At 51.9% G+C, this 22,975-nt stretch carries 21 protein-coding genes and 3 rRNA genes (1 of these 24 cut by a window edge); 23 read left to right on the top strand and 1 reads right to left on the bottom strand.

Annotated elements, in window-relative coordinates:
- The 3 genes from RAC89_RS10615 to rrf all read left to right on the top strand — a co-directional run.
- Nucleotides 1-130: ribosomal RNA gene (locus RAC89_RS10615) — 16S ribosomal RNA — on the top strand; it begins 1,405 nt to the left of the window's first position.
- A gap of 309 nt (nt 131-439) precedes the next feature.
- Nucleotides 440-3,352: ribosomal RNA gene (locus RAC89_RS10610) — 23S ribosomal RNA — on the top strand.
- Between the two features lie 98 nt (nt 3,353-3,450).
- Nucleotides 3,451-3,567: ribosomal RNA gene (gene rrf, locus RAC89_RS10605) — 5S ribosomal RNA — on the top strand.
- Together the 16S, 23S and 5S rRNA genes form the textbook arrangement of a ribosomal RNA operon.
- A 299-nt stretch (nt 3,568-3,866) precedes the next feature.
- On the opposite strand, the gene RAC89_RS10600 is transcribed toward rrf, so the two are convergent.
- Nucleotides 3,867-4,253 carry a YkvA family protein gene (locus RAC89_RS10600; protein WP_306613409.1) on the bottom strand — a complete coding sequence of 129 codons (387 nt, stop codon included), beginning with the start codon at nt 4,251-4,253 and terminating at the stop codon, nt 3,867-3,869.
- 236 nt (nt 4,254-4,489) lie between these two features.
- Here RAC89_RS10600 and RAC89_RS10595 point away from each other — a divergent pair, with 236 nt between their 5' ends.
- From RAC89_RS10595 to nusG, 20 genes are all read left to right on the top strand, one after another.
- On the top strand, nt 4,490-4,951 hold the full coding sequence (locus RAC89_RS10595; protein WP_284642760.1) for a CtsR family transcriptional regulator: 462 nt from the start codon (nt 4,490-4,492) through the stop codon (nt 4,949-4,951).
- 71 nt (nt 4,952-5,022) lie between these two features.
- Nucleotides 5,023-5,541 carry a protein-arginine kinase activator protein McsA gene (mcsA, locus tag RAC89_RS10590; protein ID WP_284642759.1) on the top strand — a complete coding sequence of 173 codons (519 nt, stop codon included), beginning with the start codon at nt 5,023-5,025 and terminating at the stop codon, nt 5,539-5,541.
- Between the two features lie 37 nt (nt 5,542-5,578).
- On the top strand, nt 5,579-6,646 hold the full coding sequence (gene mcsB, locus RAC89_RS10585) for a protein-arginine kinase McsB (protein ID WP_306613408.1): 1,068 nt from the start codon (nt 5,579-5,581) through the stop codon (nt 6,644-6,646).
- A gap of 78 nt (nt 6,647-6,724) precedes the next feature.
- Complete coding sequence (gene clpC, locus RAC89_RS10580) at nt 6,725-9,163, top strand: ATP-dependent protease ATP-binding subunit ClpC (protein WP_284642757.1); 2,439 nt, start codon at nt 6,725-6,727, stop codon at nt 9,161-9,163.
- A gap of 154 nt (nt 9,164-9,317) precedes the next feature.
- Nucleotides 9,318-10,685: a DNA repair protein RadA gene (gene radA / locus RAC89_RS10575; protein WP_284642756.1), complete on the top strand. Its 1,368-nt coding sequence runs from the start codon at nt 9,318-9,320 to the stop codon at nt 10,683-10,685.
- Between the two features lie 244 nt (nt 10,686-10,929).
- Nucleotides 10,930-12,009 carry a DNA integrity scanning diadenylate cyclase DisA gene (gene disA / locus RAC89_RS10570; RefSeq protein WP_284642755.1) on the top strand — a complete coding sequence of 360 codons (1,080 nt, stop codon included), beginning with the start codon at nt 10,930-10,932 and terminating at the stop codon, nt 12,007-12,009.
- Nucleotides 12,010-12,119: 110 nt separating this feature from the next.
- Nucleotides 12,120-12,851, top strand: coding sequence for a CDP-diacylglycerol--serine O-phosphatidyltransferase (gene pssA, locus RAC89_RS10565; protein WP_284642754.1), 732 nt, complete (start codon nt 12,120-12,122; stop codon nt 12,849-12,851).
- Nucleotides 12,852-13,022: 171 nt separating this feature from the next.
- A complete protein-coding gene (locus RAC89_RS10560) occupies nt 13,023-14,117 on the top strand; it encodes a PIN/TRAM domain-containing protein (RefSeq protein ID WP_284642753.1) in 1,095 nt (364 codons plus the stop codon).
- 81 nt (nt 14,118-14,198) lie between these two features.
- Nucleotides 14,199-14,906 carry a 2-C-methyl-D-erythritol 4-phosphate cytidylyltransferase gene (gene ispD / locus RAC89_RS10555; RefSeq protein ID WP_306613406.1) on the top strand — a complete coding sequence of 236 codons (708 nt, stop codon included), beginning with the start codon at nt 14,199-14,201 and terminating at the stop codon, nt 14,904-14,906.
- Complete coding sequence (ispF, locus tag RAC89_RS10550; RefSeq protein ID WP_306613404.1) at nt 14,903-15,391, top strand: 2-C-methyl-D-erythritol 2,4-cyclodiphosphate synthase; 489 nt, start codon at nt 14,903-14,905, stop codon at nt 15,389-15,391. The genes ispD and ispF overlap by 4 nt, the downstream gene beginning before the upstream one ends.
- A 31-nt stretch (nt 15,392-15,422) precedes the next feature.
- Nucleotides 15,423-16,877: a glutamate--tRNA ligase gene (gltX, locus tag RAC89_RS10545; protein ID WP_306613403.1), complete on the top strand. Its 1,455-nt coding sequence runs from the start codon at nt 15,423-15,425 to the stop codon at nt 16,875-16,877.
- 331 nt (nt 16,878-17,208) lie between these two features.
- On the top strand, nt 17,209-17,874 hold the full coding sequence (gene epsC, locus RAC89_RS10540) for a serine O-acetyltransferase EpsC (protein WP_306613402.1): 666 nt from the start codon (nt 17,209-17,211) through the stop codon (nt 17,872-17,874).
- Nucleotides 17,864-19,261, top strand: coding sequence for a cysteine--tRNA ligase (gene cysS, locus RAC89_RS10535; protein WP_306613401.1), 1,398 nt, complete (start codon nt 17,864-17,866; stop codon nt 19,259-19,261). The genes epsC and cysS overlap by 11 nt, the downstream gene beginning before the upstream one ends.
- On the top strand, nt 19,261-19,713 hold the full coding sequence (locus RAC89_RS10530) for a Mini-ribonuclease 3 (protein WP_306613400.1): 453 nt from the start codon (nt 19,261-19,263) through the stop codon (nt 19,711-19,713). The genes cysS and RAC89_RS10530 overlap by 1 nt, the downstream gene beginning before the upstream one ends.
- 25 nt (nt 19,714-19,738) lie before the next feature.
- A complete protein-coding gene (gene rlmB / locus RAC89_RS10525; RefSeq protein ID WP_284642746.1) occupies nt 19,739-20,485 on the top strand; it encodes a 23S rRNA (guanosine(2251)-2'-O)-methyltransferase RlmB in 747 nt (248 codons plus the stop codon).
- A gap of 17 nt (nt 20,486-20,502) precedes the next feature.
- Complete coding sequence (locus tag RAC89_RS10520; protein ID WP_284642744.1) at nt 20,503-21,018, top strand: NYN domain-containing protein; 516 nt, start codon at nt 20,503-20,505, stop codon at nt 21,016-21,018.
- A gap of 106 nt (nt 21,019-21,124) precedes the next feature.
- Nucleotides 21,125-21,769 carry an RNA polymerase sporulation sigma factor SigH gene (sigH, locus tag RAC89_RS10515; RefSeq protein WP_284642743.1) on the top strand — a complete coding sequence of 215 codons (645 nt, stop codon included), beginning with the start codon at nt 21,125-21,127 and terminating at the stop codon, nt 21,767-21,769.
- A 257-nt stretch (nt 21,770-22,026) separates the two neighbouring features.
- Nucleotides 22,027-22,176 (top strand): 50S ribosomal protein L33, encoded by a 150-nt coding sequence (gene rpmG, locus RAC89_RS10510; protein WP_284642742.1) that lies wholly within the window; start codon nt 22,027-22,029, stop codon nt 22,174-22,176.
- 18 nt (nt 22,177-22,194) lie between these two features.
- On the top strand, nt 22,195-22,407 hold the full coding sequence (secE, locus tag RAC89_RS10505) for a preprotein translocase subunit SecE (RefSeq protein WP_284642741.1): 213 nt from the start codon (nt 22,195-22,197) through the stop codon (nt 22,405-22,407).
- A gap of 29 nt (nt 22,408-22,436) precedes the next feature.
- Nucleotides 22,437-22,970, top strand: a complete 534-nt coding sequence (gene nusG, locus RAC89_RS10500) for a transcription termination/antitermination protein NusG (RefSeq protein WP_306616082.1) — start codon at nt 22,437-22,439, stop codon at nt 22,968-22,970.
- The last annotated feature ends 5 nt before the right edge of the window (nt 22,971-22,975 follow it).

Raw genomic sequence — 22,975 nt, 5'->3', positions numbered from 1 at the left:
ACGAGAGTTTACAACACCCGAAGTCGGTGGGGTAACCGCAAGGAGCCAGCCGCCGAAGGTGGGGTAGATGATTGGGGTGAAGTCGTAACAAGGTAGCCGTATCGGAAGGTGCGGCTGGATCACCTCCTTTCTATGGAGTCCATGATGGCTGCAGGCCATCGGACATAATAGCTGACAACTGACATCGTTCCACGATGTAACAGTTGCAGCGAACTCACTCTCCTCGTTGTTCAGTTTTGAAAGGTGCAATGCCTTTCAGAACTCTTGTTCCTTGAAAACTGGATATCGAAACAAAGCAAAATGTCGAAACATCTATACGATGGTTTATCGAGCGAATGCGAGATGAACAATCTTTTAGCTGCTAGTGAGAATGTCTTGAGTTTGGAGTGACTTTGTGCGTAGCACAACGGAACGGAGAACCAAGATCATTCGAACGATTGGTTAAGCTAATAAGAGCACACGGAGGATGCCTAGGCACCAGGAGCCGAAGAAGGACGTGGCGAACGACGAAATGCCTCGGGGAGCCGTAAGCAGGCTTTGATCCGGGGATGTCCGAATGGGGGAACCCGCGTGAGGTAATACTCACGTACCACACAGTGAATACATAGCTGTGTAGGAGGCAGACGAGGGGAACTGAAACATCTAAGTACCCTCAGGAAAAGAAAACAAAAGTGATTCCGTCAGTAGCGGCGAGCGAAAGCGGAACAGCCCAAACCAAGGGGCTTGCCCCTTGGGGTTGTAGGACGTCAATGTGAGTGCAGGTTGGTAGGCGAACAGGTCTGGAAAGGCCGGCCAAAGTGGGTAACAGCCCCGTAACCGAAAGCAACCGAGACTCTAGACGGATCCTGAGTACGGCGGGACACGTGAAACCCCGTCGGAATCCGGCAGGACCATCTGCCAAGGCTAAATACTCCCTGGTGACCGATAGTGAAGCAGTACCGTGAGGGAAAGGTGAAAAGAACCGCGGGAGCGGAGTGAAAAAGAACCTGAAACCGTGTGCTTACAAGAAGTCAGAGCTCGTTAATGAGTGATGGCGTGCCTTTTGTAGAATGAACCGGCGAGTTACGTTTACGCGCAAGGTTAAGGTGAGAAGCCGGAGCCGCAGCGAAAGCGAGTCTGAATAGGGCGAATAAGTACGTAGACGTAGACCCGAAACCGTGTGATCTACCCCTGTCCAGGGTGAAGGTGCGGTAACACGCACTGGAGGCCCGAACCCACGAATGTTGAAAAATTCGGGGATGAGGTGGGGGTAGCGGAGAAATTCCAATCGAACTCGGAGATAGCTGGTTCTCCCCGAAATAGCTTTAGGGCTAGCCTCGGGTGATGAGTCGCGGAGGTAAAGCACTGATTGGGTGCGGGGCCCGCCAAGGGTTACCAAGTCCAGTCAAACTCTGAATGCCGCAGACTTTAACCCGGGAGTCAGACAGTGAGTGCTAAGATCCATTGTCAAGAGGGAAACAGCCCAGATCATCAGCTAAGGTCCCCAAGTGTGTGTTAAGTGGGAAAGGATGTGGAGTTGCAAAGACAACCAGGATGTTGGCTTAGAAGCAGCCACCATTGAAAGAGTGCGTAATAGCTCACTGGTCGAGTGACTCTGCGCCGAAAATGTAACGGGGCTAAACACACCACCGAAGCTATGAGTCCAATTATGGGCAGTAGGGGAGCGTTGTAACAGCGGTGAAGGTTGATCGTGAGGACAGCTGGAGCGGTTACAAGTGAGAATGCCGGTATGAGTAACGAAAAGACAAGTGAGAATCTTGTCCGCCGTAAGCCTAAGGGTTCCTGAGGAAGGTTCGTCCGCTCAGGGTAAGTCGGGACCTAAGGCGAGGCCGAAAGGCGTAGTCGAAGGACAACAGGTTGAAATTCCTGTACCACCGTGAACCGTTATGAGCAATGGGGTGACGCAGAAGGATAGTGACGCGGACTGATGGATGTCCGTCCAAGCAGCGAGGCTGGTTAGTAGGCAAATCCGCTAACCGAAAGGCTGGGCTGTGATGGGGAGCGAAATTTAAGTAGCGAAGGTCATGAGTTCAAGCTGCCAAGAAAAGCCTCTAGCCAGGGAGAAGGTGCCCGTACCGCAAACCGACACAGGTAGGCGAGCAGAGCATGCTAAGGCGCTCGGAAGAACTCTCGTTAAGGAACTCGGCAAAATGACCCCGTAACTTCGGGAGAAGGGGTGCCTCGGTAGGGTGAATAGCCCGAGGGGGCCGCAGTGAAAAGGCCCAAGCGACTGTTTAGCAAAAACACAGGTCTGTGCGAAGCCGCAAGGCGAAGTATACGGGCTGACGCCTGCCCGGTGCTGGAAGGTTAAGGGGAGCGGTTAGGGGTTAAACCCGAAGCTGTGAACCGAAGCCCCAGTAAACGGCGGCCGTAACTATAACGGTCCTAAGGTAGCGAAATTCCTTGTCAGGTAAATTCTGACCCGCACGAATGGCGTAACGACTTGGGCGCTGTCTCGACGAGAGATCCGGTGAAATTTTAATACCTGTGAAGATGCAGGTTACCCGCGACAAGACGGAAAGACCCCATGGAGCTTTACTGCAGCTTGATATTGGACTTTGGTACGATCTGTACAGGATAGGTGGGAGCCTAGGAAGCCGGAGCGCCAGCTTCGGTGGAGGCGCCGTTGGGATACCACCCTGATCGTATCGGAGTTCTAACCTGGCACCATTAGCTGGTGTGGGGACAGTGTCAGGTAGGCAGTTTGACTGGGGCGGTCGCCTCCTAAAGAGTAACGGAGGCGCCCCAAGGTTCCCTCAGAATGGTTGGAAATCATTCGAAGAGTGCAAAGGCATAAGGGAGCTTGACTGCGAGACAAACAGGTCGAGCAGGGACGAAAGTCGGGCTTAGTGATCCGGTGGTACCGAATGGAAGGGCCATCGCTCAACGGATAAAAGCTACCCTGGGGATAACAGGCTTATCTCCCCCAAGAGTCCACATCGACGGGGAGGTTTGGCACCTCGATGTCGGCTCATCGCATCCTGGGGCTGAAGTAGGTCCCAAGGGTTGGGCTGTTCGCCCATTAAAGCGGTACGCGAGCTGGGTTCAGAACGTCGTGAGACAGTTCGGTCCCTATCTGTCGCGGGCGTAGGAAATTTGAGAGGAGCTGTCCTTAGTACGAGAGGACCGGGATGGACGTACCGCTGGTGTACCAGTTGTCTCGCCAGAGGCACGGCTGGATAGCCAAGTACGGAAGGGATAAGCGCTGAAAGCATCTAAGCGTGAAGCCCCCCTCAAGATGAGATTTCCCAGTATGTAAGACCCCTTGTAGACGACGAGGTAGATAGGTTCGGGGTGGAAGCGCGGCAACGTGTGGAGCTGACGAATACTAATCGGTCGAGGGCTTATCCAAATACAGCTATATGACATTTGCTGAAGTTTCGAATCCAGTTTTCAAGGCGCAAGTCGCTTTGAACAACAACCTAGATGTTTCTTGGCAGAAGCATCACGTTTGGTGATGATGGCGGAAGGGAACCACGCGTACCCATACCGAACACGACCGTTAAGCCTTCCAGCGTCGATGGTACTTGGACCGAAGGGTCCTGGGAGAGTAGAACGTCGCCAAGCAAATGAAAAGCCTTTGGGTGCTTACCCAGAGGCTTTTCTGCATAATAAGACTATAAAATCACTTTACATGTAATAACCCTGCGGCATCAGTGGTTATAACGTTAAATGATCTCGTTACAATGCTGGTGAAACATTGACGAAATCGAATTTTAGTCTTATTAGATGAAAAAATCTTCTTAAGCAACAAGCTAGTGGAGTTATCAATGATGTAACGTTAAAATTTCACCCAAACCCCATCCTATAGAAAAAGGGCCGGAAACATAAACACGCATAGCCCTTATCACCCAACATAGTCTCCATCAATCCACAAACATCCTGTAACCAATCATGCCAAGCCATACAGCGCATATAATCCATATTACGATAAATAACGCACCTGTGAACCAATTCTTCGGTTTTCCTTGCTTTCGAATTTCCTCTGCCTTGGCTCTGCAATCCTGCAGGACTGGCTGAGGAATCAACTTCATAGCAACGTAGATCCCCAAAGGCACGATGATAAGATCATCCAGATACCCAAGAATCGGAATGAAATCCGGAATGAGATCGATCGGACTAAATGCATAGGCTACGACAAGAAGGGTAAACAGCCGTGCATACCAAGGGACTCTAGGGTCCTTATAGGACAAATATAAAACAAACACATGCTGCTTAAGGTTTCTTGCTTGCCTTTTTAAGGTTTCGAGCATATATGGTTTTCAGCCTTCCCATATCCTAATTTTTGCTTCCGTATAATTGTATGGTACCATAATTATTCGAGCTTGTAAGTTGTTAAAGCACTTCAGATTGGTCAACACTAGTCAAAAGGATACAAACTAGGAACAACTCGGGGCAGGTGTTGCAAAATTACACAAACCTGCTATAATATGAATCAAGGTCAAAGAAAGTCAAAGTCAATCTACTTCTGTAATGCGGGGGTGAATTGATGCGCAACATCTCCGAAATCATCGAGATGTACCTGAAGCAGATTTTACAGCAAAGTCCTGAAGGCGTCGTGGAAATTCAGCGTAATGAATTGGCCGATCAGTTTGACTGCGTGCCTTCCCAGATCAATTATGTAATTAGTACCAGGTTTACTTTGGAGAAGGGCTACATTGTAGAAAGCAAGCGTGGCGGCGGAGGGTACATCCGGATTCAGAGGATTGAACTGAATTCACACGGGAACCTTCTCGATCATATTTTCCAAACCATCAGTTCCCATATTGATCAGTCTGCTTCGGAAGGGCTGCTTTATCAGCTTGAGGAAGGTCAATATATATCCTCTAGGGAGGCAGCGTTGATGAAAGCGGCGATCTCAAGGGAAGTGCTGGCATTTAAGCTGCCGCTTCGCGATGAGCTTCGTGCCAAGATTTTAAAGGCGATGCTGATTTCCTTATTGACCAAATAAGAGTTGGTTAAACCATTGAACAGAACCGTAAACTACTTCTGCCAAAGCCACCCGAGGAGGGGACAAACGCTATGATTTGTCAGGAATGCGGGAAGAAACAGGCAACTCTTCATTTTACGAAGATTTTGAATGGTGAGAAGACCGAATTCCATATATGTGAAGCTTGTGCACGGGAGAAGGGGGAATTGATCCCCGGTACGCCGAACGGCTTTTCGATTCATAATTTGCTTTCCGGCTTGCTTGATTTTGAACCGTCGGCTCACAGCGCCTTGGCTAACAAGGTTCAGCCGACCCGATGCGAGCATTGCGGACTTACCTATTCCCAGTTCGGTAAAATAGGCCGGTTTGGCTGCAGCTCCTGTTATAAGCATTTCAGCGAAAAGCTGGATCCGTTGTTTAAGAGAGTCCACGGGAATATCGTCCATACGGGGAAGGTCCCTAAACGCTCTGGCGGGTTAATCCAGCATAAGCGAGAGATCGAGCAGCTGAAGAAGGATCTGAGTCAGCGGATTGAGAATGAAGAATTCGAGCAAGCAGCCAAAATTCGCGATCAAATCCGAGAGCTGGAGAAGAAAGTGGCTGAGGGTTAACATGGCCAGCAATCCGTTCACGCAAGGAGGATGCTCAATGTCAAACGCCGGTCGGTTTACAGAACATGCGCTCAGCGAATGGATGAAGGGGGATGGCCCCGATTCGGACATCGTCATAAGCAGCCGGATCCGTATTGCTCGTAATTTGCAGACGTACCCTTTTCCTATGCTGGCGACCAATCAACAATCCTTAGAGGTACTCAATCGGGTATCTCCGATTTTAGATAATGAAGACCTGAAGACGATCAGCAACTTCACGCTGCTTCCGCTGTCTGAGCTGAATGAGCTCGAACGCAAGGTTCTTGTGGAAAAGCATTTGATCAGTCCGGCACTCGCCAATGAGTCCCGTAACGGAGCCGTTATTTTAAGCGATAACGAATCCGTTAGTATTATGGTGAATGAAGAGGACCATCTTCGAATACAATGCTTGTGCCCCGGTTTTCAAATTAAGGAGGCATGGGATCTGGCTAATCAGATCGACGATCTGTTCGAAGCTGAGCTGGATTATGCGTTCGATGAGAAGAAGGGTTTCTTAACAAGCTGCCCGACGAATGTCGGAACGGGAATTCGAGCCTCGGTAATGCTTCACCTTCCGGCTCTGGTGCTGACCCAGCAGATCAATCGAATCTTGACGGCCATTACCCAAGTTGGACTTGCGGTAAGAGGACTGTATGGGGAAGGCAGCGAGGCGCTGGGCAATCTGTTTCAAATATCGAACCAAATCACGCTCGGCCAGTCGGAAGAAGAAATTATCGATAATCTATACGGTGTCGTAAGGCAAATTATCGAGCACGAAAGAGCCGCGCGGCAGAAGCTGATGTATGAGACAAAGCCTAAAATTTTGGACCGGGTCAGCCGATCCTACGGGATTCTGTCTTATGCAGCGATTATGGACTCGAAGGAAGCGGCTCAGCGGCTGTCGGATGTACGGCTTGGCATCGATCTTGGATTTATCAAGAATGTATCGCCGCATGTGCTGAATGAGCTTCTGGTGATGACGCAGCCGGGTTTTTTGCAAAAGACAGCAGGAGAAAAGCTCACCCCTGAAGAAAGAGACATAAGGAGAGCTCAGCTCATCCGGGAAAAATTGGCTCAGACTACCTAGACCTACTTGAAAAATATAAGCCGAAGATCCGTTATGAGAATCGCGCTTCTTTTTTAGACCAATTTTGGAGGTGTTACTATGATGTTTGGCAGATTTACGGAACGCGCTCAGAAAGTGTTGTCCTTAGCGCAGGAGGAAGCAGTTCGTTTAGGTCATAATAATATTGGAACTGAACATATTTTGCTTGGCTTGATCCGCGAGGGTGAAGGTATTGCAGCGAAGGCTTTGATTGCACTGGGCCTTGGTCTTGAGAAGATTCAAGACGAAGTCGAATCCTTAATCGGCCGGGGACAGGAACAGCCTTCCAACATTGCTTACACACCGAGAGCGAAAAAGGTCATTGAGCTTTCGATGGACGAAGCCCGCAAGCTGGGCCACACGTATGTGGGCACAGAACACATCCTGCTGGGACTCATCCGTGAGGGTGAGGGTGTAGCAGCCCGTGTACTGAACAACCTGGGCGTGAGCCTGAACAAGGCGCGTCAGCAGGTGCTGCAGCTGCTGGGCAGCAGTGAAGTGGTTTCCCAAAGCCATGGCACCAACCCGAATGTCAACACGCCGACGCTCGATGGGCTGGCACGTGACTTGACGGCGTACGCCAAGGAAGGAAACCTGGATCCGGTTATTGGCCGGAGCAAGGAAATCGAGCGTGTGATCCAGGTGCTTAGCCGCCGCACGAAGAACAATCCAGTTCTGATCGGTGAGCCGGGTGTTGGTAAAACAGCGATCGCCGAAGGCTTGGCTCAGAAAATCGTGAACAACGAAATTCCTGAGACGCTTCGCGATAAGCGAGTCATGACACTGGATATGGGCTCTGTAGTAGCCGGGACGAAGTACCGCGGTGAATTCGAGGATCGCTTGAAAAAAATCATGGACGAAATTCGTCAAGCGGGCAATATCATTCTGTTCATAGATGAGCTGCACACGCTGATTGGTGCCGGTGGAGCGGAGGGAGCAATTGACGCTTCCAACATTCTGAAGCCATCACTCGCTCGTGGGGAGCTGCAATGTATCGGTGCGACCACGCTGGACGAATATCGCAAATATATCGAGAAGGACGCCGCTCTGGAGCGCCGTTTCCAGCCGATTACGGTAGATCAGCCGTCGGTCGACGAAGCGGTCCAAATCCTGCACGGTTTGCGTGACCGCTATGAGGCGCATCACCGTGTGAAAATCACGGATGAAGCGATCGAGCAAGCGGTGAAGCTGTCCGACCGTTACATTACGGATCGTTTCCTGCCGGATAAGGCTATCGACCTGATTGACGAAGCCAGCTCGAAGGTAAGACTTCGCTCTTACACGGTACCGCCGGATCTGAAAAAGCTGGAAAGCCGTTTGGAGGATATCCGCAAGGAGAAGGATGCCGCCGTACAAAGCCAGGAGTTTGAGAAAGCCGCATCTCTGCGCGACACCGAGCAGAAGCTTCGCGAGGAGCTCGATACTACTCGTAACGAATGGAAAGAGAAGCAGGGCCGTACCGATTCCGAGGTAACTCCGGACGATATCGCACAGGTAGTGGCCAGCTGGACCGGCATCCCTGTCGTGAAGATGAAGGAAGAGGAAACCGAGCGTCTGCTGAAGATGGAATCTATTCTTCACGATCGTGTGATCGGGCAAGACGAGGCGGTGAAGGCCGTGAGCCGCGCCATTCGTCGGGCGAGAGCCGGTTTGAAGGATCCGAAGCGCCCGATGGGCTCCTTCATTTTCCTAGGTCCTACGGGTGTCGGTAAAACGGAGCTTGCGCGCGCCTTGGCCGAATCCCTCTTCGGGGATGAGAATGCGGTAATTCGAATCGATATGTCCGAGTACATGGAGAAGCATTCCACTTCCCGGCTCGTCGGAGCACCTCCGGGGTATGTCGGCTACGAAGAAGGCGGCCAACTGACCGAGAAGGTTCGCCGTAAGCCTTACTCCGTCGTTCTCCTCGACGAGATCGAGAAAGCACATCCGGAAGTATTCAACATCCTGCTGCAGGTGCTTGAGGATGGTCGTTTGACCGATTCCAAGGGCCGCACGGTGGACTTCCGCAATACGCTGATCATCATGACGTCCAACGTAGGAGCCGATGTTATCAAACGCAATTCGACGCTTGGCTTTACAGCTGCGAACGATTCCGCTAAGGATTACATCAACATGAAGGATAAGGTGATGGGCGAGCTGAAGAAAAGCTTCCGTCCGGAGTTCTTGAACCGGATCGACGAAATCATCGTGTTCCACTCCCTGGAGGAGCAGCACATTGCACAGATCGTAACCTTGATGGCCGACGATCTGCGTAAGCGACTGAGAGAGCAGGAGGTTGACTTCCAGCTCACAGACAAGGCGCTTGCGTTCCTGGCGAAGGAAGGCTTTGATCCGGCATTCGGTGCACGTCCGCTTCGCAGAGCGATTCAGAAACATATTGAGGACCGGTTGTCCGAGGAGCTGCTGCGCGGCACTATCTCTAAAGGGGATACGCTCACGATCGATGAAGAGAACGGTGAGTTGACCGTGAAACGTAACCAAGAGGTAACCTCGTAATACCTTAATCAACCAGAACAGTCTGTCTGACGAAGCCTAGTGCTCGTCCGGCAGACTGTTTTTTGGTGTAGACGAGCTAGCGGGGTTTTCATTAGTTAGTCAAAATGGTAAACTTTGATGTGTACTTATTGATGAGGCGGAAGATGGGGGAAGCATGGCCAAAAGTAAAACGAAGTTCTGCTGTCAGGAGTGCGGCTACGAGTCCCCGAAGTGGCTGGGGAAATGTCCGGGCTGCCAGGCATGGAACAGCTTTGTAGAGGAGATCGAAACCGTATCCAAAACGGCAGGTGTTCCTGCCTTTGCAAGTCGAACGAAAGAAAAAGCAGTTTCGATCATAAATATAGAAAGTAGTGAGGAAGCACGGGTCGTTACGGATAACAAGGAGCTGAACCGTGTCTTGGGCGGAGGGATCGTTCCGGGCTCTCTGATTCTGGTCGGGGGCGATCCGGGGATCGGGAAATCCACGCTGCTGCTGCAAACCTCCTATGAATTGGCGAAAAAGCAGCAAAAGGTGCTGTATATATCCGGCGAGGAATCGGTAAGGCAAACGAAGCTGAGAGCCGACCGTCTGCAGGCGGTGTCTCCCTTATTATTCGTGCTCAGCGAAACGAATCTGGAGCATATCGAAGCGGTGATCGACGAGATCAACCCGGACTTTATGGTTATTGACTCGATCCAAACGGTGTTCCATCCGGCGGTTACCTCGGCTCCGGGCAGCGTGTCTCAGGTACGTGAATGTACGGGGCATTTTATGCGAATTGCCAAAATTAAAGGGATTGCAACGGTCCTGGTAGGCCATGTTACTAAGGAAGGCGCAATCGCCGGCCCACGTTTGCTGGAGCATATGGTTGACTGCGTGCTGTATTTCGAGGGGGAGCGTCATCATTCCTATCGGCTCCTGCGGGCGGTGAAGAACCGCTTCGGCTCGACGAATGAAATCGGAATCTTTGAAATGAGAGAAACGGGCCTGGTTGAAGTGAACAATCCGTCCGAGCTTTTTTTGTCCGAGCGTCCCCTGGGGGTAGCCGGCTCGACGGTTGTTGCCAGCATGGAAGGAACCAGACCGGTACTTGTGGAGCTTCAGGCTCTTGTGGCATCTACGAATTTTCCGTCTCCGAGAAGGATGGCGACCGGCGTCGATCATAACAGACTTAACCTCATGATCGCCGTACTGGAGAAGCGAATGGGCATGTTCCTGCAAAATCAAGACGCCTACCTCAACGTCGCAGGCGGGGTGAAGCTCGATGAGCCGGCGGTAGACCTAGCTATCGCCGTATGTATCGCCTCGAGCCTGCGAGAGCAGCCTACGCGCCCCTACGACGTGATCTTCGGCGAGGTGGGGCTTACGGGCGAGGTTCGCGGAGTTTCCCGCGTCGATCAGCGCGTGCGCGAAGCGGAGAAGCTGGGCTTCAAGCGGGTCATTCTCCCCGAGAAAAGCCTGAAGGGCTGGACCCCGCCAAACGGCATCCAGATCATCGGTGTCAACACAGTGGCCGAAGCGCTCAAGGCCGCTTTCGAGTAATCCATCGTGGCTTCCCTTACGGAAGCCACCCATCTATTATTAAATATCCGCATTTGGTTGTGCAGCTGCTTGGCGGAAGGGTCCATAGGAGTCCGTAGAGTTTACGTGCTGCCTTTGAAAACAAGTTTCACCCGCTACGGGTATATAAAATGAAACTTGTTTTCAAGAGCAGCCGGAGGAGCCTATGGAGCCCTGTAGCCACGTCGACAGTCTATCAACCAGATGCCTCCGGAGGGAACAACACATGAGCAAAGAAGAAGCGAAGCGGGATGTCATGAGCCAGCTCCTGCAGCTGGTCGCTCCCGGCACTGCGTTTCGCGAAGGCCTGGAGAATGTACTGCGCGCCAAGACCGGCGCTCTTATCGTCGTGGGCTACAGCCCAGAGGTGATGGAGCTCGTCGATGGGGGCTTTTCCATTAATTGCGATTTTTCCCCGAATTACTTATATGAGCTGGCCAAGATGGATGGTGCCATCATCCTAAGCGAGGACTTGAAGCGGATTCTATATGCCAACACGCAGCTGATCCCGGATTCCTCCATTCCTTCGATTGAAACGGGAATTCGCCACCGGACGGCCGAGCGGGTAGCAAAGCAAACCTCCAAGCTGGTCGTATCCATCTCGCAGCGCAGAAACGTTATAACACTATACCAAGGTAACCTCCGCTACGCCCTGAAGGACATCGGCGTCATTCTCACGAAGGCGAACCAAGCCATTCAAACGCTGGAGAAATACAAATCCGTCTTGGATCAGGCCATGACCAACCTGGGCGCGTCCGAATTCGAAGAACTCGTTACCCTGCATGATGTTACGAATGTGATTCAGCGAGTAGAGATGGTGCTTCGCATTAAATCCGAGATCAAGCGCTACATTAATGAGCTAGGAACCGAAGGTCGACTGATCAGTATGCAGCTGGAGGAGCTTGTAGGCAATACGGAGCAGGAGGCGCTGCTTCTCATCAAGGACTATGTGCGCGAGCAGCATGAAGATAAATTCAAGGAAATCATGCAATCCTTCCGACGGCTGGCTACGGATGAAATGCTGGATCATTATCATATCGCCAGACTTCTTGGGTACCCTAGTGCCCCTAATAGCGCAGAGGAAACCGTATCGCCGCGCGGCTACCGGGTGCTTCATAAGATTCCGCGTCTTCCCTCCGTCATTATCCAGAACCTGGTGGAACGCTTTCAAGAGCTTCCCCAGCTGATGACAGCTACAATCGATGATCTGGACGACGTGGATGGCATCGGCGAGGTACGGGCTCGGACGATAAAAGAGGGGCTGAAGCGGATTCAGGATCAGGTTCTTATCGATCGACATATTTAAGCTGGTTCAGGTTCTCATTGACAGACCTATATAACTTGCATACAATCAGAGGGTAGCCTAATATAATACATTAGATTGGGGTACAGTATAACCAGAGGTGGATAAAAAACATGATAGCGAAATCCCTCCCGAACTTGTTTACCGTAGGGAACTTGTTTTTAGGAATTATTTCGATCATTCTCGTCTTCAACAACAACCCTGAACTGGCAGCGATAATGGTTATTGTCGCCATGCTGCTGGACGGTTTGGACGGTCGGGTAGCGCGTGCGCTCAATGCGCAAAGCGAGTTCGGCAAGGAACTGGATTCACTCTCCGACGTCATTTCCTTTGGCGTTGCGCCGGCTTTTATCATGTATGTTGTAGCGTTCAGCAGCATGAATCCGGCAGCGGCTTGGATCGTAACGGCAATTTTTCCGATTTGCGGCGCTCTGCGTTTGGCTCGGTTTAACGTTGTGGCCGGTACACCGGGATATTTTATCGGCTTGCCGATTCCTGCTGCAGGCGGTGTTCTTTGTACGCTGGCGCTGTTCCACAATGAGCTCAATACGTATGTATTGTTCTTATCGACGCTGCTGCTTTCCTACTTGATGGTCAGCACCGTGAAATATCCGAACTTCAAGAAGGTCGGCATTCCGAAGGCCGCGATTTGGATAACCCCGATCGTAGTCATTGTAGCGGTTGGACTGGCAATTATGTTCCCAGGACTGCTGTCGAAGATGATCTTCGTACCTCTTGTGCTTTATGCGCTGTACGGTTTAAAAAAAAACGTTGATCGGCTCTTCTTCCGCAAACGAAAAGGAAAAGCATTAGACGAGGCGGAGTCCAAAACGACGACGCTGTAAATGACAATTGGATATGGTTTTTAGAAAATGAAAAGCATTTATTTTCCGGACACTCAGGTTCGGAGAATGAATGCTTTTTTGTTTTTTTCCGAACCACGATTAGGCAGGAAAGTTTTGGTTCATAATGATAACGAGTAAGTAATGAGTATAAGAAGGTACGGAGGTGATTCTATGTTGAAAAGATGGTTACAGCTACTGTTTGCAGTTATCGGCGGAGTACTTGGAGTACAATGGAGTAATACAATCGGACAGCCATTTTTTGCCTTCATAGAACCGGTATTGGGAATGGAACCTATCGGAGGACGGGCTTTGTGGATGTTTGCGCTGGGAGCTTTGTTGTTCTATTCGGTAAGCTCCGCTGTTGTCACTTATGTCATGCGTGTACTGCAAGAAGGAGAGGACCGCATCACATCAGTACCTGTGGCGGATCTGCTGGCAGGCACCATTGGCATGGCTGTAGGTCTGCTCGTATCGGCCTTGCTGCTGGATCCGCTTCGGGGGACAGCACTGTCGAATCCGCTGCTGCACGTGGTGGGAATCGGATTGTTCGCTTACGCCGGGTACAGGTTCGGAAGGACGAAGCGAGAGGAATTGATCGCTTTGCTTGGCAAGCCGCGGGGCTCAGGGCGCAATAACAACGGGGAGGCCAAAGGCTTCGAGGAGCATAAAATCCTAGATACCAGCGTTATTATTGACGGCCGCATTGCGGATATTTGCAAAACCGGGTTTATCGAAGGCACCTTGGTGATTCCCGAGTTCGTGCTGGAGGAGCTTCAGCATATCGCCGACTCCTCGGATCTCTTGAAGAGAAACCGCGGCCGGAGAGGTTTGGATATTTTGAATAAAATCCAAAAAGAGCTCGATGTGAAGGTTCTCATCTACGAAGGGGACTTCGAGGAAATTTCTGAGGTCGACAGCAAGCTCGTAAAGCTGGCTAAGGTGCTCCAGGGCAAGGTCATTACCAATGATTTCAACCTAAATAAGGTGTGCGAGCTGCAGGGAGTATCGGTACTGAATATCAACGATCTGGCCAATGCGGTAAAACCTGTGGTCTTACCGGGAGAGGAAATTCTTGTGCAGGTGATCAAAGACGGCAAGGAGCATGGTCAAGGTGTCGCCTATCTGGATGACGGAACGATGATCGTTGTAGAAGGCGGTCGGGAGTTCATCGGTACTACGCTGGATGTCCTAGTAACGAGCGTGCTGCAGACATCGGCGGGACGAATGATTTTCGCCAAGCCCAAGCTATTGGAAAAAGCGCTCTAAAGCGGTATGATAAGAGAGATGCGCTTAGGGGCTTGCTGGGTAAGATCCTGAGCCAATACCGTTATGGCAGGTGGCGAGGGAATGTCGGGTAAGCTCGGAATAGTGATCGTTGCGGCGGGCAAGGGCTCGCGCATGCGGTCGGAGGAAAGCAAGCAGTACTTAATGCTCGGCAGCAAGCCGATTCTAGTACATACGCTCGAATTATTTCAGGGCATGGATGCCGTGGACGAGATTGTGCTCGTAACTGGAGCGGAAGACATCCGGCGCTGTGAAGGCTATAAGGAGCAATACGGGTTACATAAGATTCAATCGATTGTAACCGGGGGAAAGGAACGGCAGGACTCCGTCCATCTGGGCTTGAAGTCGCTAGGCTCCCAGATCGATTGGGTGATGGTCCATGATGGAGTCAGGCCGTTCGCTTCAGAGGAGCACATCCTGGCTTGCTGGGCGAAGGCGCAGGAGGCGGGGGCGGCTGTGCTCGCGGTGCCTGTGAAGGATACGATCAAGGTCGTGGATGCACAGGGAACGATTCAAGCGACCCCGGACCGGCGCAGCTTGTGGGCGATTCAAACCCCGCAAGCTTTTCGTCTTTCCTTGCTCTTGGAGGCCTATGAGCGTGCTTCGGCCGAAGGCTTTCTGGGGACGGACGACGCGATGCTCGTGGAGCGGCTGGGAACCGCGGTTCAGGTCGTCGAGGCCGATTACTACAATATTAAAATCACGACACCGGAGGATCTGCCCTGGGCGGAATGGATCCTTCAGAACGTCAGGGGAGAGAAGAAATCATGATTCGTGTAGGACAAGGCTTTGATGTGCATCAGCTGGTAGAAGGACGCAAATGCATCATTGGAGGGGTAGAGATTCCCTACGAGAAAGGCTTGCTGGGGCATTCCGATGCGGACGTGCTGCTTCATGCGATTAGCGATGCCATCCTGGGTGCGCTTGGGCTTGGCGATATCGGCAAGCACTTCCCGGATACGGCAGCGGAGTTTAAAGATGCCGACAGCTACAAGCTGCTGGAGCATGTATGGGGACTGGCAAAGGAAGCGGGATATCGTCTCGGCAATGTGGATGCAACGATTATTGCTCAGAAGCCGAAGATGGCGCCCCACATTCCCGCGATGGTGGAGCGGATCGCTGCCGCCTTGGAAGCGGAGGAGCTGACCCAAGTGAATGTAAAAGCCACGACGACGGAGCAGCTCGGCTTCACGGGCCGCGGTGAAGGAATTGCATCGCAGGCGGTTGTCTGTCTGGTAAAAGGTGTGCTATCATAACAATTATTATTTTTTCGGGGAGCTAACCACTATGACCACGTTTCGTGTAAGATACGCACCGAGTCCGACAGGCCACCTGCATATCGGGGGCGCAAGGACCGCATTGTTTAACTACCTGATCGCCCGCAAGATGGGCGGACAATTCATCATCCGCTTCGAGGATACGGATCAAACCCGCCATGTCGAGTCGGGCGTGTCCAATCAGCTCGACGGCTTGAAGTGGCTTGGCGTTGAATGGGATGAGAGCGTCGATATCGGCGGACCTTACGGGCCGTATCGCCAGCTTGAGCGCCTCGAGTTGTACCGGCCGTTCGTGGATCAGCTGCTCCGTGAAGGAAATGCATACCATTGCTATTGCTCCGAAGCCGATCTGGAGCAGGAGCGTGCGGAGCAGGAAGCGAAGGGCGAAATGCCTCGCTACTCGGGGAAGTGCCGTCACTTAAGCGCCGAGCAGATAGAAGCGTTCCAGGCCGAGGGCCGCAAGCCCTCCATCCGTTTCCGTGTTCCGGAGGACCGCATCATCGGCTTCACGGATAAGATCCGCGAGGAGGTCGAGTTTGAAACCAACGGAATCGGCGACTTCATCATCGTACGGCCGGATGGCATTCCGACGTACAATTTTGCCGTGATTTTGGACGATCACTTGATGAAGATTACACTCGTCATTCGCGGGGAAGAGCATCTGACCAATACACCGCGGCAAATCATGATGTATGAAGCGCTCGGCCTGCCTGTACCTGAGTTTGCTCACCTCGCTCTCATCTTGAATCAAGACCGGAAGAAGATGAGCAAGCGCGATGAATCGATCATTCAATTTATCCAGCAGTATCAGGATCTCGGCTATTTGCCGGAGGCGGTCATGAACTTTATTGCCCTGCTCGGCTGGTCGCCAAAGGGCGAAGAAGAGATGTTTACCCGGGAAGAGCTGATCGAGCAGTTCGATTTGGATCGCATGTCCAAAAGCCCTGCCGTGTTCGACATGGATAAGCTGAACTGGATGAACAATCAGTATATCAAGAAGGCGGATACTGCCCGTATCGTAGCCTTAGCCATCCCTCACCTGCAAAGAGCGGGACGATTGCCGGAGACGCTGACAGCCGAGCAGCAGCAATGGGTTCATACGCTCGTAGCGCTGTATCAGGAGCAGCTCAGCTATGCAGCCCAAATCGTGCCTCTGTCCGAGCTCTTCTTCCGCGAGGAGGTTACGTTCCAGGACGAGGAAGCGGCCGCCATGATGAAGGAGGAGCATGCTCCGATCGTGCTTGGCAGCTTCTTGACGCAAGTGGAGCAAGCGTCCGAGCTGAACGTGGATGCGCTGAAGGCCATGATGAAGGCTGTGCAAACGGAAACCGGCTATAAAGGAAAACAGCTGTTTATGACGATTCGTGTGGCGCTGACCGGGCAAATGCACGGTCCGGATCTGAATGTAACGCTGCATCTGCTAGGCAAGGAGACGGTGATCAGCCGCTTGAAGAAATTATTGTAAACCGAAACGGTTTCCGATATACTTGAACATAATATAGCAAAGGCGAAGACCGGGAAAGTACGCGATGCGAGGATTTTCAGAGAGGATTACGCAAGGTGGAAGTAGTCCAATCCTGTATCGACGGAAGTGCACCCGCGAGCCGTAAGGATGACCTGCCGTTCTAATGCAATAGTCCTTGCCGTACCGTTCACGATACGAACGATTCAAGATGAAGCGCCTCGACCGGGGTCGTACGCTTCAAGCAGAGTGGAACCGCGTCGTCACGCCTCTGCAGCCTTTGGGCTGTGGAGGCTTTTCTTTTTTTGCTTGGGAGAGAAGGTGGGGAAGATTTATGTTCAAGAGAATGAAGGAAGATATCGACACCATATTCGAAAATGACCCCGCCGCGCGGAGTTGGTTTGAGGTAGTATTTACCTACTCCGGCTTGCATGCCTTATGGGCGCATCGGCTGGGGCACTGGTTCTATAAGAAACGCATGTTTACGATTGCGCGTATCATCTCTCAGACCAGCCGGTTTATGACCGGAATTGAAATTCACCCGGGTGCGGTAATCGGTCGGCGATTTTTTATCGACCACGGCATGGGGGTAGTGATTGGGGAAACCTGCGAGATCGGAGACGATGTCCTCCTGTACCATGGAGTAACGCTGGGGGGAACCGGCAAGGAGAAGGGGAAGCGCCATCCGACGGTCGGCAACAATGTGGTCATTTCGGCTGGGGCGAAGGTGCTTGGCTCCTTCATGGTAGGAGATAACTCCAGAATCGGTGCGAATGCAGTTGTCTTATCGGAGGTTCCTCCGAACAGCACCGTGGTGGGGATACCAGGGCGTATTATTAAGCGGGACGGCGTGAGAGTGGGACGGCTGGACCATGCCAATCTGCCGGACCCGGTGATCGAAATGTTCCGTCAGCTGCAGCAGCAGCTTGACGAAGTGAAAGCGGCACAGACGCCGAAGGTAAAGCAAACTATTGGAGGAAACGATACTCATGACGCTTAAAGTGTACAATACGATGACTCGAACGAAAGAAGAGTTCAAGCCGATCGAGCCGGGCAAGGTGCGAATGTATGTTTGCGGGCCCACTGTATATGATTATATTCATATCGGGAATGCAAGACCGGTCATTTTCTTTGACGTCGTCCGGCGCTATTTGGAATCGATCGGTTATGAAGTGAATTACGTGGTCAACTTCACGGATGTTGATGATAAGCTGATCCGCAAGGCGAATGAAATGGGATCCAGTGTACCTGATATTGCGAATCTCTTTATCCAGAAGTTCTATGAGGATACGAAGGGTCTGGGCGTGCAGGAGGCAACGCTGAATCCGCGGGTGACCGAGAACATTCAGGAAATCATTGCGTTTATCGCCGGCTTGGTGGAGAAGGGATATGCCTATGAAAGCGAGGGTGACGTCTATTTCCGTACCTCCCGGTTCCCGGAATACGGCAAGCTGTCCCATCAGAACATGGACGAACTGCAGTTCGGTATCCGGGTTGAGGTAGGCGAGCGCAAAGAAAACCCGCAGGACTTCGTGTTATGGAAGGGAGCGAAGCCGGGGGAGATCAGCTGGTCGAGCCCCTGGGGAGAAGGCCGCCCCGGCTGGCATATCGAATGCTCTGCAATGGTTCACAAGTACCTTGGGGATACCATCGACATTCACGGCGGCGGACAGGATTTGACGTTCCCGCATCATGAATGCGAGATTGCCCAGTCGGAATGTACGACCGGCCATCCGTTGGCCAACTACTGGATGCATAACGGCTTCGTCAACATCAACAATGAGAAAATGTCGAAGTCGCTGGGCAACGGGGTGAACGTAAACCAGCTGCTGAAGACGATTAGCCCTCAGATCATTCGTTATTTCATGTTATCCGGTCATTATCGGAATCCGCTGAACTTCAGCGACGACGCTGTTGAGCAGGCGAAGGGAAGTCTGCAGCGCATTGAGAACTGTTTAGCCGGGCTGAAGCATCGCTTGGCGGGAGCTGAAGCGGGAGAGGCGGAGCCCGCGGTGCAGGCTGCCGTTACAGGGGTCAAAGAGCAATTCGAACAGAAGATGAACGACGATTTCAATACGCCGGATGCGATTACGGCCGTGTTCGAGCTTGTGAATGCGGCAAACCAATACATGGCGCAAGACACCGTGACTGCAGGCTCTCTGCAGCTGCTGCTTGATCAGTTTGCTGCGATGGATCGGGTATTGGGCATACTAGCGCAAGAAGAGCCAGCGCTCTTGGACGAAGAAATCGAGCAGCTGATAATCGAACGTACGGAGGCACGAAAATCCAAAAACTGGGCTCGTGCGGACGAAATTCGGGATTTGCTTACCGAAAAGGGAATACTGCTGGAGGATACTCCTCAAGGCATTCGTTGGCGGAGAAAATAATGAAAAGTGATAACACGGCATTTCCGCCGCTGGACGGCAATCTGTTTGCTTTTCCCCCTTCCAAGGACCCAAAGCTTCTGAACCCGATCGTTCTAGCCTACTTGGGGGACGCCATCTATGAAGTGTTTGTTCGCCAATACGTCATCGGGCAGCCCAATCACCGCCCGAATCATCTGCACCGCGAGTCTACGCAGTTCGTCTCTGCAAAGGCGCAGGCTCGCGCTTTGGCCGAGTGGCTCCCAAGGCTCACTGAGGAGGAGCTTGACATCGTGAAGCGGGGGCGCAACGCCAAATCCGGCACGACCGCCAAGAATGCGGATGTGCTGGAATACCGGCATAGCACGGCCTTTGAATGCTTGCTGGGCTACTTATACTACACAAAGCAATGGGAGCGGCTCCAAGGGCTGATGCTGCTTTCCCTAGAAAAGCACAATTCGAAAGAAAATCAATGAATCTATAAAGGAGGAGTGTTGTTTCATGGATGAGCAAGAAGTGCTGGCTGGAAAGCACTCCGTGCTGGAAGCGCTGCGTTCCGGACGGAGCATCAACAAGATATGGATTGCCGAGCAGGCTCAGAAGCAGCTGACCCAGCCTATTATCGCCGAGGCCAAGCAGAACGGAGTCATCGTTCAGTTCGCCGATAAAAGGAAGCTGGATCAGATGGCTGCAGGCGTCCAGCATCAGGGCGTGGTTGCCCAAGTGGCGCCGCAAGCGTACGTGGAAGTGGACGACATTCTTGCCCGCGCCGCGGAGCGGGGAGAACAGCCGTTTATTCTCATTCTCGACGAGATCGAAGATCCGCACAACCTGGGATCCATTCTCCGGTCGGCCGATTGCACGGGAGTTCACGGCGTGATTATCCCGAAGCGGCGCTCGGTCGGATTAACGGCTACGGTATCCAAAACGTCGGCTGGGGCCGTCGAATATGTCCCTGTTGCCAGGGTGACGAATATTTCCCAGACCATAGAAGAGCTGAAAGAAAAGGGTGTATGGGTAGCCGGAGCGGATGTTGGGGCAACGCAGCCGATTTATGAGACGAATCTGAATTTGCCGCTCGCCATCGTTATCGGCAATGAGGCGAAAGGAATGGGGCGATTGATCAAGGAAAGATGCGACTTTCTGCTCAAGCTGCCCATGTTCGGGAAGATTAACTCCCTGAACGCTTCCGTTGCCGCATCCGTATTTATGTACGAGGTCGTGCGACAACGAATGGCCGCCCGATAGGGCGGCAGATTCCCTCGATGATTCAGGAAATTCTAATCGTAGACGGCTATAACATTATCGGCGCGTGGCCCGAGCTTCAGCGGCTGAAGGAGCTCAGTCTCGAGGAGGCCCGGGATCGGCTTATCGACATTATGGCGGAGTATCAGTCTTTTTCGGGGATGAAGGTTATCGTGGTCTTCGATGCGTACTACGTGCCCGGGCTCGGCAAGAAGTATTTGCAGCGGAAGCTATCGGTCTACTATACCAAGGAGAAAGAGACGGCCGACGAATTGATAGAGCGCTTGGTTACCGAGAATATCGGCCGCCGCAAACAAATTTACGTGGCGACGAACGACATGACGGAGCAGCATGTCATTTTCGGCAAGGGGGCGGCGAGGCTACCGTCCGGAGAACTGCTGGTGAAGGTCCGTCAATCCAGGCAGGAGATCAGGCAGCGAATTCACGAGAACAAAAATGTGCGCCCCGGTGCGGTGGAAGGCAGGCTGAAAGAGGACGTTCGCGACCTGCTCGAAAAATGGCGCAGAGGGCGGTAGAACGCTGTCAAATGTAGCTTTTGCTAGCGGAAATCCGGTTGACGATAATAGATTACATAATGTATACTAATCCTATCTTTTCAAGAGTAGGGCCGGAGGGATTGTGGTGAGTGTCGACGTCAAAGAGTTGAGAATGTACGAATACGACCTCAAGGCCGACGAAGATCTTGTCGAAGCGGTCCGGGACGGTAACAGCGAAGCGCTCGAATACTTGATCAACAAGTACAGAAACTTTGTTCGTGCCAAGGCGCGTTCCTATTTTCTGATAGGCGCCGACAGAGAAGATATCGTGCAAGAAGGCATGATTGGCTTATACAAGTCCATCCGAGATTTCCGCGGCGACAAGCTCGCCTCCTTCAAGGCGTTCGCAGAGCTCTGTATCACACGCCAAATCATCACGGCCATCAAAACGGCTACTCGCCAGAAGCATATTCCTTTGAATTCCTATGTGTCGTTGGACAAGCCGATTTATGACGAGGATTCCGACCGGACATTGCTTGATGTCATTTGCGGATCCCGCGTTTCCGACCCTGAAGAGCTCATCATTAATCAAGAGGAGTTCAGCGGGTTAGAAGATAAGATGGGCGAAATTCTAAGCGATCTGGAGCGAAGAGTGTTGATGCTGTATCTGGACGGGCGCTCCTATCAGGAGATTGCTGTCGATCTGGACCGTCATGTCAAGTCGATTGATAACGCGCTTCAGCGGGTTAAGCGTAAGCTCGAGAAATATTTGGAAGTAAGAGACGCATAGTTTGGGCACCGTTGCTTGATGCAAGGTGCTTTTTTTGTGGGATGGAGTTCGAGATCCTCTTTGTCTGGGTTTAGAGGCGCAGTTTATGGTGAATACTGGAGAAAATGAGGCTTGAGGCGGCTCCTTGTTAATCTCTTTTCCTTGACATGGTGTTACGCGTGTGCTAAAGTGTTCAGGTAGCCTTAATCCGCGAGGCGTTTTTTTTGCTGATCGTTTAAGGTTGTAAATCTTAAGGCTAGACGTAGGAGGTGTACATCATGCGGGTAATTATCACGTTAGCGTGCACAAACTGCAAGCAAAGAAACTACGCAACTACCAAAAATAAGCGTAACCATCCAGACCGCATGGAGTTGAAGAAATTCTGTCGGTTCTGCAATGAGCAAACCGCTCATCGCGAAACCCGCTAAGTTTTTGGAGGTGTAGTTGTGTCCTTTTTGGCTAGAGTTAAGCAGGGATTCGGCAACACATTTTCCTTTTTTGCGGACAGCTGGTCCGAATTGAAAAAAGTAAAATGGCCTACGCGCAAGGAGCTGACAAGCTACACGCTGGTGGTGCTTTTTACAGTCGTCTTTGTGACGGTGTACTTCTACGTTCTGGACTTGGGTATTTCTGAGCTGATTCGCCTCGTGTTCGAATAATTTAAGTGTCGGGTGGCGAACGTATGGAAATGGAGAAAAGATGGTACGTCGTACATACCTATTCCGGGTATGAGAATAAAGTAAAGGCGAACTTGGAAAAGCGCGTCGAATCCATGGATATGAAGGACAAGATCTTTCGCGTGCTGGTTCCCATGGAAGAAGAGCTTGTGAATAAAGACGGCAAGAAGAAGACGGTGATGCGCAAGGTGTATCCCGGCTATGTTCTGGTGGAGATGATCCAAACGGACGATTCTTGGTATGTCGTGCGGAATACGCCTGGGGTGACGGGCTTTGTTGGTTCAACCGGTTCCGGTTCGAAGCCGACGGCTTTGCTGCCTGAGGAAGTAGAAGCGATTCTCAAGCACATGGGCATGGAAGAGCCGAAGCCGAAGATCGACTTCGAGCTCAAGGATAGTGTGCGTGTGAAAGTCGGACCTTTTGCCAATTTTGTCGGATCCGTGGAAGAAATTCTGGTCGACAAGAGCAAACTCAAGGTTCACGTCAACATGTTCGGGCGGGAGACTCCTCTGGAGCTCGACTACCACCAGGTAGAGAAGCTTTAGTCGAT

This window comes from Paenibacillus sp. GD4 (assembly GCF_030846225.1).
Lineage (GTDB): Bacteria > Bacillota > Bacilli > Paenibacillales > NBRC-103111 > Paenibacillus_G > Paenibacillus_G silviterrae.
The sequence above is the reverse complement of the archived record's forward strand: the minus strand, read 5'-3'. Positions and strand labels throughout refer to the sequence as shown.